13 protein-coding genes and 1 pseudogene are annotated in these 10146 nt (G+C 41.9%); 6 read left to right on the top strand and 8 right to left on the bottom strand.

All coding sequences use genetic code 11. From position 1 onward, the window contains the following. Both DXA15_RS17540 and DXA15_RS17535 read left to right on the top strand, forming a co-directional pair. Positions 1-579 (top strand): transposase (locus DXA15_RS17540; RefSeq protein WP_199676349.1); only part of this gene is annotated, 579 nt, incomplete at its 5' end. Between the two features lie 130 nt (positions 580-709). Beyond that, on the top strand, positions 710-1471 hold the full coding sequence (locus DXA15_RS17535; protein WP_128134869.1) for a LytTR family DNA-binding domain-containing protein: 762 nt from the start codon (positions 710-712) through the stop codon (positions 1469-1471). Between the two features lie 12 nt (positions 1472-1483). Here DXA15_RS17535 and DXA15_RS17530 read toward each other — a convergent pair whose 3' ends face one another. Then, the gene (locus DXA15_RS17530; RefSeq protein ID WP_186961896.1) at positions 1484-2329 is read right to left on the bottom strand and encodes an AraC family transcriptional regulator; all 846 of its coding nucleotides are present in this window, start codon (positions 2327-2329) and stop codon (positions 1484-1486) included. A 219-nt stretch (positions 2330-2548) separates the two neighbouring features. On the opposite strand from DXA15_RS17530, the gene DXA15_RS17525 reads away from it, so the two are divergent. Beyond that, positions 2549-2773, top strand: coding sequence for a winged helix-turn-helix domain-containing protein (locus tag DXA15_RS17525; RefSeq protein ID WP_007656634.1), 225 nt, complete (start codon positions 2549-2551; stop codon positions 2771-2773). A 60-nt stretch (positions 2774-2833) separates the two neighbouring features. On the opposite strand, the gene coaW is transcribed toward DXA15_RS17525, so the two are convergent. Further along, the gene (coaW, locus tag DXA15_RS17520; protein ID WP_128134867.1) at positions 2834-3676 is read right to left on the bottom strand and encodes a type II pantothenate kinase; all 843 of its coding nucleotides are present in this window, start codon (positions 3674-3676) and stop codon (positions 2834-2836) included. 89 nt (positions 3677-3765) lie between these two features. On the opposite strand from coaW, the gene DXA15_RS17515 reads away from it, so the two are divergent. The 3 genes from DXA15_RS17515 to DXA15_RS17505 all read left to right on the top strand — a co-directional run bounded on the left by DXA15_RS17515 (position 3766) and on the right by DXA15_RS17505 (position 6270). Then, positions 3766-4362, top strand: a complete 597-nt coding sequence (locus tag DXA15_RS17515; protein WP_128134866.1) for a MarC family protein — start codon at positions 3766-3768, stop codon at positions 4360-4362. Positions 4363-4525: 163 nt separating this feature from the next. Next, positions 4526-5683: an acyltransferase gene (locus DXA15_RS17510; RefSeq protein WP_128134865.1), complete on the top strand. Its 1158-nt coding sequence runs from the start codon at positions 4526-4528 to the stop codon at positions 5681-5683. Between the two features lie 131 nt (positions 5684-5814). Continuing rightward, on the top strand, positions 5815-6270 hold the full coding sequence (locus DXA15_RS17505; RefSeq protein ID WP_233567395.1) for a hypothetical protein: 456 nt from the start codon (positions 5815-5817) through the stop codon (positions 6268-6270). A gap of 82 nt (positions 6271-6352) precedes the next feature. Here the strand turns inward: DXA15_RS17505 and DXA15_RS26870 are convergent. From DXA15_RS26870 to DXA15_RS17480, 6 genes and pseudogenes are all read right to left on the bottom strand, one after another. After that, positions 6353-6487, bottom strand: a pseudogene (locus DXA15_RS26870) (nucleotidyltransferase family protein); the annotation flags it as partial. Positions 6488-6501: 14 nt separating this feature from the next. Continuing rightward, positions 6502-6915, bottom strand: a complete 414-nt coding sequence (locus DXA15_RS26865; RefSeq protein ID WP_233567394.1) for a hypothetical protein — start codon at positions 6913-6915, stop codon at positions 6502-6504. A 120-nt stretch (positions 6916-7035) separates the two neighbouring features. Next, positions 7036-8148, bottom strand: a complete 1113-nt coding sequence (locus DXA15_RS17495; protein WP_046147065.1) for a universal stress protein — start codon at positions 8146-8148, stop codon at positions 7036-7038. Between the two features lie 115 nt (positions 8149-8263). Beyond that, entirely contained in the window at positions 8264-8539 is a 276-nt protein-coding gene (locus DXA15_RS17490; protein ID WP_007656557.1) for a hypothetical protein, read from the bottom strand. Between the two features lie 152 nt (positions 8540-8691). After that, on the bottom strand, positions 8692-9378 hold the full coding sequence (locus DXA15_RS17485) for a phosphatase PAP2 family protein (protein ID WP_128134864.1): 687 nt from the start codon (positions 9376-9378) through the stop codon (positions 8692-8694). Continuing rightward, positions 9378-10145 carry a tetratricopeptide repeat protein gene (locus DXA15_RS17480; protein ID WP_007656555.1) on the bottom strand — a complete coding sequence of 256 codons (768 nt, stop codon included), beginning with the start codon at positions 10143-10145 and terminating at the stop codon, positions 9378-9380. Before DXA15_RS17480 ends, DXA15_RS17485 begins: the two co-directional genes overlap by 1 nt. Position 10146 lies beyond the last annotated feature (1 nt).

Raw genomic sequence — 10146 nt, 5'->3', positions numbered from 1 at the left:
CAGCGTCCCCGTTATACTCCCAATCCATTCCATACGGAGAGTCTCCATTACAATGCGGAGGAGGATTATTACGTTTGTCCTATGGGGCAGCACATGAACCGTATAGGAACCAGACGTGACAAAACAGCTAGCGGATACATCACCGAAAGTGCCCGGTATAAAGCACAAAGATGCGAAGGGTGTCCTTTACGTGGCAGTTGCTTTAAAGCACGGGGGAACCGTATTATAGAAGTCAACCACCGGTTAAACCAATACAAACGACAGGCACGGGAAAGGTTACTCTCGGAAGAAGGCATCAGGCATAGGGGAAAGCGATGTATAGAACCGGAAGCAGTTTTTGGACAGATGAAACACAACATGGCATATAGAAGGTTCCGGCATGTGGGAGAAGACAAGGTGACTATGGACTTTGCCTTCTTCGCTATAGCTTTTAATATCAAAAAGATGTGTACAAAACTACTAAAAGCAGGAAAGAGAAGGAGTGCACACACTATATTTATCTTTATCAGACCACGTGTGACTCAACATACGACGAATATTAAGCCTTATTATCTAATTACTGAAAAAATAGTCGCATAGACAAAAAAAAGAGGAACGACTATTTTAAGATAAAAAAAGAGATGTGTCTTAGTTTTGACACACCCCCTTTTTTTATGGCTTAAAATAGTATCTTTGTCTGAACGATATATAAAAACGGAAGACTCTGAATATGGAAATGCTACAGAAAATAAGAAGCGTCATCGTTGAAGATGAATCGGCTGCCCGTGAGGCATTGAAGAATTATCTGGCAAAATACTGTCCGGTCATCGAAGTGGTCGGAGAAGCCCACGACTGTAAATCGGCCGTCCCTTTACTCCATGAACTCGAACCGCAATTGGTGTTTCTGGATGTGGAAATGCCCTATGGCAATGCATTCGACGTATTGGAAGGATGTAAAGACCTGTATTTCGAAACCATATTTGTCACCGCCTTTTCTGAATATTCGCTCCGGGCGTTGAACCAGAGTGCAGCTTACTATCTGCTGAAACCGGTCAGCATCGAAGAACTGATCCTTGCCGTAAATAAGGTACAGCAACACATCGTCAACCGGGAGATATTCAATCGCAATCAGATCCTGATTGAAAATATGCGTGAGCCGAAACCAGAGAAGCGCCAGGTGATCCTACCTACTCTCGAAGGATTTGAAGTAATAAAAATGGAAGATATCATCCGGTTGCAGGGAAACGGAAATTTCACCGATATCTATTTGAAAGATAAAAGCAAGAAGATGGTCTGCCGCTTTCTGAAATATTTCAGCGAGATATTGCCGTTCCCGTTTGTCCGTGTACACAAATCACATATAATCAATTTCCATTGTGTCAGGTCATACCACAAAAACTCCGGCGGTTACATCGTGCTGGAAGATAATACGGAAATAGAAATATCGTCCAGCTATAAAGATGATTTCCTCCGGATACTGAAATCACAGTAAGGAATTTATAGCTTAACTGTTACGGTACTCCTGGGGTGTCATGCCGGTATGCCTTTTGAAATATCTGTTAAAGAACGACATATTGTTGAATCCCAGCGAAAAGGCAATCTCCTTGATCGGAAGTTCCGTTGATTTCAGCTGTGCTTTAATGTCCATCATGACAATGGCCGTTATTATTTCGAGCGCCGTCTTTCCTGTTTCCTTTTTTATGGTCGAACAAAAATGGGAAACGGTAACACCCAGATGTTCCGCATAAAAAGCAACGCTCCGTTGTTTCGTATAATTCGACATGACCAGTTTGATAAATTCACGGCACATCACTTTACTGCGTGAATGCAATGCGCTTTTCCACTTGCCGTGATTCTTATACAATTCGGCCGTGCCTTGCATAAAAATAGTGAAAACAGATTTAATGATCTCCTTATTCTCCAGCGTACAAGGCAATGAATAAGCATGGATCAACGGTTTGAAGATATCCAGATATAACTGTGAAAGATCCTCCGATAAACAAATGACCGGATTCTCAGCCAGTATAGGAAGTAACCGTACGGTTGTTAAGACCAGGTTATTATTCTCCATGAAACCCTGCGAAAAGCAGGCATAGAAGAAATGAGCATCCGGAGAAACGTCATTAAGCTGGATGAAACTGTCCGGCGTTAATGTGATAAAATCATCTTTTTTGATTGTGTATTCAGACAGGTTGATTGTAGCATGGACAGAACCTTCTACACAAAATGCAAAAAGCACTGCTTTCATTTTACATGAAAAGCGCACGTAGCGATTCAGCATGTCTCCGGTGATATTGTCGCCTGCAATAAAATCCGTGGAAATGTCAAATATTTGTATGTTTGCCTCCATATTGTCCTGATAAATGATTTTCAAAGATAGTATATTTGAGTTTTCTACACTAATAATCGCAAAAACAGGACATAGAAACCCAATAATAGGTATTGATCGTTCCGTTCAAATCTATGTACTTTGCAAAAGTTTAAACAAAGAAAGAAAAAATGAACCGAAAGAGTTCTCTTTTGTTTTATTCTAGAAAGAGGACATGTATTATCTAATAAAATTATAATTATGGAACTAGAGAAGATCGGAGAAAATGCCGGCAAAGTCTGGCATGTGCTGAACGAAGGAAGAGAGTTGACAATACCAGAACTGAGCAGACGGATTGACCTGAGCCACGAAGATACCACCTTAGCTATCGGATGGCTGGCCAGGGAAAACAAAATTTATATACAACGTAAGAACGGGCAGATATTGGTAAGCAACGGAATACAACAAGGGTTATACTTTGGATAATATACCATCGAAAGCGTCAGTAAGGTTCATATGCCTGCTGACGCTTTTTTAATTATCCGGCTATTTTATCTCCTGATGTTGCCGGTTATTAATATAGGTCAGTGCCGCACCGATCGCCGTCCGGTATTCTGCATATTCCGGTATCAGGAAATGACCACCGTACATTTCTTCCAGCCGGGGAAAGATACTTTCACACTGCGGCAGTTTCGTCAGATTTCCGATCAGGACGTAATTATGTATGTCGCTGTTCAGTGCAGCGAGGATCACTGATTGCCCGATGCATTGGAGTACCATGTAAATAATACCCAGCGCTACGTCTTCCTGCGAAGAATTGGCTCCGGCCTTTCCGAAAGTAGAGGCTGTCGCATCCAGAGGCAGTCCGGGCAAAGGTATATTGCAGATATCCTGGATTTGCAGGTTTATAGTCGTTATATCTCCTTTCAGGGCCAGCTTGACAATCTGGTGAAAATCCTGCGTTTTAAGCAACAGCCGGGATAAGCCCAGTATGGTACCCCCACCGATCCCTATACCGCCGATATGTTCGATCAACGGACCGTCCACTTTTACAAACGAAGTCCCCGTCCCCATACTGACAACGATCAGCTTATCCAGCTGCGTCAGATATTGCGCCCCGAGTCCGTTAGCCAGAAATTCATCTGTTTTGGCTGTAGGCAAACCATAGAGCGGTTGATTGATGTATGCACTGCCTACACCGGTAAGCATCACTTTCTCTATATCGGAAAGGGGAATATCATTCTCATATAAATACTTGCCGAAAGCACCGAACAGCGATGTTACCGGGTCGGTCGCCTTGACAAACATGGGATTCCGGATCTCCTTATCGTCGATCCCCACTATTTTGGTAGTGCTCCCTCCTACGTCTATACCAATTACTATGCCCATAACTTTTTGTTAAAATCGGATTCAAAGATACATGTTCTTATTGAAAATTAGTACCTTCACGGATAATAACTTTAAATGGAGGACCGGATATGTTTGCAGATTTTAATTTTCAACAGATGATAAGTGCTTTCATCGTACTGTTTGCCGTAATCGACATCATTGGTTCCATCCCCATTATCATCAATCTGAAGGAAAAAGGAAAAGACGTTAATGCTTTAAAAGCAACGGTTATATCTTTTATCCTGATGATCGGCTTCTTTTATGCAGGCGATTTTCTCTTGAAACTATTCCATGTGGATATCGAATCGTTTGCTGTGGCGGGTGCATTCGTTATTTTCCTGCTGTCGCTGGAGATGATACTGGATATCGAGATATTCAAGAATAACGGGCCGATCAAGGAAGCCACGCTGGTACCTCTGGTCTTCCCCTTGCTGGCCGGTGCCGGTTCGTTTACAACCCTGCTTTCATTGAGGGCCGAGTATGCCAATATCAATATTGTAGTCGCTTTGATACTGAATATGCTATGGGTCTATTTTGTGGTGCGTATGACTAGGCAGGTGGAACATCTGCTGGGAAAAGGCGGTATCTATATCATCCGTAAGTTTTTCGGCATTATCCTGTTGGCAATATCCGTTAGGTTGTTTACAGCCAATATCACTCTGCTGATTGAAGCGCTGCATAAATAAGCAATAAAGATCATAATTTTTGCTATAAAGCAAAAAATAAATGCTTTAAGATGTTTACTTTTGCCTTTTCAATTAAAACATGGTTGAAAAGGCTTTTTATTTTATGCCGGATACTTACAATTAGACTAAATAAATTACAAACTTATATCAACTTTTAAGTCTTATGGAAAACAAAGCTATCCTTAATGCCAACAAGCATATTGTCTGGCTGGATGTAATGCGGTTTGTCGCGATGTTCACTGTTGTCTGTTGCCATTGTGCCGATCCTTTCAATTTCTTTACGGGCGAACTGCCTGCCAATATCGGCGAAATTAAATTCTGGGGAGCTGCCTATGGCGCTTTTCTCCGTCCGTGCGTACCCTTGTTTGTCATGATAACCGGAGCCTTGTTGTTGCCGGTCAATGGAGAAGCATCCGTTTTCTATAAGAAACGTATCCCACGTGTGCTTTGGCCGTTCCTGATCTGGTCGATCCTTTACAATTTATTCCCCTGGATCACAGGACTGTTAAGACTTAGTCCGGAAGTGATACTTGACTTTTTCCCTTACTCCGGAGAGGAAGCAACCCACCAGGCTTTGAGTGTTTCATTGAAAAATATCGCTGAGATACCGTTCAACTTCTCCCTGCTGGATGTACATATGTGGTACATCTATCTGCTGATCGGCTTGTATCTGTATCTGCCGATCTTCTCTGCCTGGGTGGAAAAAGCATCTGATAAAGCAAAGCTATGGTTCCTGGCAGCCTGGGGAGTGACAACTCTTCTTCCTTATTACAATGAATATGTATCGCAATACCTGTGGGGAACCTGTTCCTGGAACTCGTTCGGTATGTTATACTACTTTGCCGGTTTCAACGGTTATCTGCTGCTGGGCCATTACCTGCGCAAGCTGGAATGGCCGGTCGGAAAGATACTGGCTATCGGTGTCCCGATGTTCCTGATCGGCTATGCCGTTACTTTCACCGGGTTCCGCCATGTAACTTCATTGCCGGAATACAGCGATGAACTGCTGGAACTGTTTTTTACCTACAACTCTCTTAATGTCGTGATGATGACTGCCCCGATCTTTATGCTGGTGAAGAAAGTGAATATACAGTCGGTTACCATTCAGAAAGCGCTGGCCAATCTGACACTTTGCGGTTTCGGTATCTATATGGTACATTTTTTCTTTACCGGTCCGAGTGTGATCCTGATGCGTACGATCGGCATTCCGGTTTGTTTGCAGATTCCGCTGGCTGCTGTCGTTGCTTTCAACGTCTCATGGGCAATTGTTTATATGATCTATAAGGTTGTCGGCCGGAAAGCTAAATACATTGTTGGATAAATAAGCATATTTTCAGATCCTTTTTCATTCAATTCGGTTTGATAGTCAAACTATCTTGTTTTCTTTTTGTTTCTATATACCGGACATATTATTGAATTTACTTGCATTTTTGCCGAACTAAATCAACAATTATGATGGATATAGAATTTAAGCAGATTTATCCTCCGTTACGCGATTGCGTAAATCGCTTGATCGAGCGGAAGATACAAGCAGGCAGGCTCTTCATCTTTCCCTTTCCCTTTTCCTTTTCTATGCCCGTGGCATGTGTTTCGTTGATGCATATTATGCAGTTGTACAAACGGAAAGATTCTCGCTGGGTATTCCCGTTCCTGCACGAAAAGCTGGTTGGGAAAGGTGTGTTGACGGCTCAATCGTCTTTACATCGTGTGAACGAGTATCTGAAAGAGATCGGTGACAGACTGAACCTTCCTTATCCCCTGACCACTTATGTGATGCGCCACAGTTGGGCGTCGCTGATGCTGGAATCGGGTTCGGAGATAGGGGTTTATCAGCCAGTCGCTCGGTCATATGTCTTTGCAAACGACACAAATATATCTGGGGCAGTTATCCAAATCAAAGATGGATAAGGCTTCCGAAGATATGCTGGATCACCTGGTTCGTGGCAGCCGGAAGAAACAACTTCAGAAACCTTCCGTACCCGTTTCCGCCCTCTACGTCACTATTCTCATTTTGTTCTCCCCGTGCAACCGAGTCAAAAATCCCCATTTTGGAAATTCCATATTTTTAACCTTTCTGTTGCATGAACTGACGAAGAAGATCTATATATTCTTTTGTTGATTTCATGACTTATTTAGTTTTTATAATGTTGATGGTAAATATAGGAATAATGTATCAATATGCCAATTTGAATACATTGCTGGGCAAGGATCATGAAGACCTTTGCTGTTACCAGTTCCCCAGGCATTTCTGTATTCTTTTGTAGCAGAATCAATCCATTGACTGGCACCTGTAGGTATTTTATACATATTCCCCGGATCTTTATACGCTTCCCGAAAAGAAACCCGCCGTTGTATAACCGACATCGGATAAAAAGTAAGTCCGTCCGCTCCAAACAGGCTCAAAAGTCCTTTTGTAGGAAATATTAATATTGGAGTAGCTCCGCTACCGCCTATCGTATTCGGTGCAATGCGGCAATAGATACGAGCATTTTCGACACTCCGTTTTCTATTTTTACCGTATTTTTCATACTCTCTCTTTCCTTTTTTTCGCACATTAACAATACGGGGTTACTACTAAAATGCACACCAAAAGCTGTACAACTCCGGCTAGGAATTGTATAAAAAAGCCCCGACAAACAACTACCGGGGCTACGATTCTCTTATTTTTAAGTATTAAGCATGCATCACCAATAACGGCGTATCGGTGTGAAATAGCATCTTGCGTGCAATCGACGGGTTGAACATACGTGCCAGAATATTGCGACGATATGTGCTTAATGCAATCATGTCGATTTGTTTATCGCGGACAAACTTTTCGATAGCCAGCAACAAATCGCCGTCAGCCAGTACCGTATGGGTAATGTTTGCATCCGGATATTGTTTCAGGAAATACTCACGGACACCAGTCAGACGTATTTCGTTCCATTCGTCTTTACTTGTCGATATATTGAACAGGTGAATATGAATATCATATCCTTTCACCAGGTCCATAAATTCATCGAAAGCCACCAGGTCGCGCTGGTTGAAGGAAGTAGCGAATGCAATATTTTTGGCTTCGCTAAAATCATTGAAACGTATATTTTCCGGAATTGCCAGAACAGGTACTTTATTCACTTCTATCACTTCACCAGTGACACTACCGATCAGATCCATATCTTTCTGGCTCTTTCCACGCGTACCCATGACAATAAGCGTAGGATGATATTCCTTACAATATGCGAGAATCTCTTCTTCAGGCAGACCTTCCCGTAATACATAATTATATTTTACTTTAGGTAATTCGCCAGCCTGCATCTTACGGTTGATCAATGTGCAGATGTTCTCCATATCGATCTGTACACGTTTTAATACGTTCTGTACAGACTCTTCTTCATTTACCTGATAAGCCAACGTATCTCCCATCGGAATTGCCGAAGGAAAATATGGGCTGAAATAAGCATGCATGATCATTACTTCCGCACCTGCATGATAGGCATAATTAATACCCAGTTCACAAGCTTTAATGGAATAATCAGAAAAATCAACCGGGATCAGGATCTTTTTCACCTGCGGGGCTGCAACTTCTTCCTGCGTATCCTCACTGAGCCACTTACTGTCCTCTATAATGCGCAAGGCATGAGGCAGATCGCTTTCCTTAATTCTCACACGCACTCCTGCCGAAACGACAGGTTGAATCTGATTTACATTATGTATATAAACTTCAATTCCTTCCGTTTCAAGTATTGTTTTGAGAATCTGAGCTTTCTCGAACGTGTGAATAGCTAATGTTACTAATTTATCTTCCATACTCGTGTGTTTTTATAGATTAAACAATCGGAAAATGCTAATATCACTAATAAAAAAAATCCCACAGCGTTTTTGTTTAGTCAGCTATGGGATTTTTTATGTACTGTAAAATTCTTTACGCCTGCTGTGCTTCAGATACATCCTCTGTTTCCGCCAGTATCTGTAAAGCACGTTCAAATATTGTTGTATCATCCAGAACTACCAAACCACCATCTGGTCCGGGTTCGATATGTATCCCACAGCTTTTACCATCCTTATAATTATATCCACCAAAATAATTACGAACAGTTTCAACTGATAAACCTAACTCATCTGCAATACGATGAGTACTACCGTCAGGCAGACGGTCTTTAATTCTGCGCAATTCATTAAAAGTGATTGTCTTTGTCATGGTTTCCTTATTTTGAAGGTTAATACTTCGTTTATTAATTAATGGCACTAACTTAAGCAATATAAATCAGAGGGACAAATTATTTCGTTAAAATAAACCTTTTGGCAAACATGCTTTACGACATGTGTTATATTTAACTGTAACTGCTTATTTTATCTTAAACAGGCAACTAATTGAACATTAAATACTGTTATTATTAAAACAGCTATAAAAATCGCATATACGATCAGACGCTTCTGCCCGGTCGAATATAACTCACTGGCATTACTGCTTGTACCGGTAACTACCGGACGGACTTTGACATATAGCCAATATACCAACCAGCCAAAGAATACTCCTGCGATTGCTCCGGGAACAATATCCGAAATGAAATGGACCCCCAAATATACACGGGTATAAGCGGTAAGAGCAGCCCAAAGGAAGATCGTCCATGTAAACAGCCGGTAACGGAACAACAATGACATAAAGGTCGCAAAACCGAAAGCATTGGCAGCATGGCTGGAAATAAAACCGTATCGGCCACCCCGGTAATCAAAGACAGTTTTTACCTGATCCATAAAATCCGGATGATGTGTCGGTCGGAAACGGGTAAAAATGGGTTTGCACACATGTGAGGCAAACTGGTCGCAAAAAGTTATTACCAGCACTATCGCCAGTAATATCAGGATAGATTCCCGCCATTTCTTCTTATACAGCAGTACGACCAATATAAAAAAGGCTAACGGCAGCCAGACTGCCTTACCCGAATACAACCACATAAAGCGGTCAAGGAAAGGAGAATCGCTGCCGTTAAGCATGAAGAACAAATCCCGTTCGTAAACTAATATTTTTTCTACCATCAGATTGTTTCTATATCTTTTGTCGGCATCCAGCCAACATTGCCATCTTCCAGTGCTATTTCACTCCAGTCGCCTAATGTACTTCTGACAGACACTTTTGTTCCTTCATGCAGAACGAACAAATCCGTACCACTCGCATCCGGGGAACTTTTCACCGTTACTGTCGGAGCAAAAACAATAGCATGTGTACGGTTTACCAGTTCGCTCTTCTGATTTGCGGCAAAGATATTTGTCATAATCACACAAAGCAAAAGCAGCACACCGATATAGAAACCGACTTTCTTCAGGCGAATCTGCCTTGAAAAGAAAAACAGGATCAGGCATCCGATGAATAAGATGAAACAAACGATTCCCATTTTAGCCCAGGAGTCAGCTGCTCCCATATTCTGAATGGATTCGAACCATCTGCTCAGGAAAAATCCGTCTACCGGTTCAATCTTGTCAACAGTCTTCTGACGTGCCATCTGTAAGTTGAAACGGACATCGGCGTCACCCGGATCAAGAACCAGCGCCCGCTCATAATTCAATATTGCAGAGGCAATCTTTCCTGCTTTGTAATAAGCGTTCCCCAGATTATAATAAATCTCCGGTGAGTCGCCATTACTTTTCAGTATTCCTTCATATAACTCGATTGCTTTTCCATAATCTTCTTTGGTATACGCAGTCTCAGCTTCCTTTATCGCTGCATCCTGCGCATAAGCAGTCCATGCCAGACACTGAATCAATAGAAAAAACAATATATTTCTAATCTTTATATTCGTTTTCATC

The sequence above is a fragment of the Parabacteroides sp. AM58-2XD genome (assembly GCF_003463685.1).
Taxonomy (GTDB): domain Bacteria; phylum Bacteroidota; class Bacteroidia; order Bacteroidales; family Tannerellaceae; genus Parabacteroides; species Parabacteroides segnis.
The sequence above is the reverse complement of the archived record's forward strand: the minus strand, read 5'-3'. Positions and strand labels throughout refer to the sequence as shown.

Coding starts and splice junctions, on each gene's coding strand:
- DXA15_RS17535 (WP_128134869.1), top strand. CDS start 710: ATGGAAATGCTACAGAAAATAAGAAGCGTCATCGTTGAAGATGAATCG.
- DXA15_RS17530 (WP_186961896.1), bottom strand. CDS start 2,329: ATGGAGGCAAACATACAAATATTTGACATTTCCACGGATTTTATTGCA.
- DXA15_RS17525 (WP_007656634.1), top strand. CDS start 2,549: ATGGAACTAGAGAAGATCGGAGAAAATGCCGGCAAAGTCTGGCATGTG.
- coaW (WP_128134867.1), bottom strand. CDS start 3,676: ATGGGCATAGTAATTGGTATAGACGTAGGAGGGAGCACTACCAAAATA.
- DXA15_RS17515 (WP_128134866.1), top strand. CDS start 3,766: ATGTTTGCAGATTTTAATTTTCAACAGATGATAAGTGCTTTCATCGTA.
- DXA15_RS17510 (WP_128134865.1), top strand. CDS start 4,526: ATGGAAAACAAAGCTATCCTTAATGCCAACAAGCATATTGTCTGGCTG.
- DXA15_RS17505 (WP_233567395.1), top strand. CDS start 5,815: ATGATGGATATAGAATTTAAGCAGATTTATCCTCCGTTACGCGATTGC.
- DXA15_RS17495 (WP_046147065.1), bottom strand. CDS start 8,148: ATGGAAGATAAATTAGTAACATTAGCTATTCACACGTTCGAGAAAGCT.
- DXA15_RS17490 (WP_007656557.1), bottom strand. CDS start 8,539: ATGACAAAGACAATCACTTTTAATGAATTGCGCAGAATTAAAGACCGT.
- DXA15_RS17485 (WP_128134864.1), bottom strand. CDS start 9,378: ATGGTAGAAAAAATATTAGTTTACGAACGGGATTTGTTCTTCATGCTT.
- DXA15_RS17480 (WP_007656555.1), bottom strand. CDS start 10,145: ATGAAAACGAATATAAAGATTAGAAATATATTGTTTTTTCTATTGATT.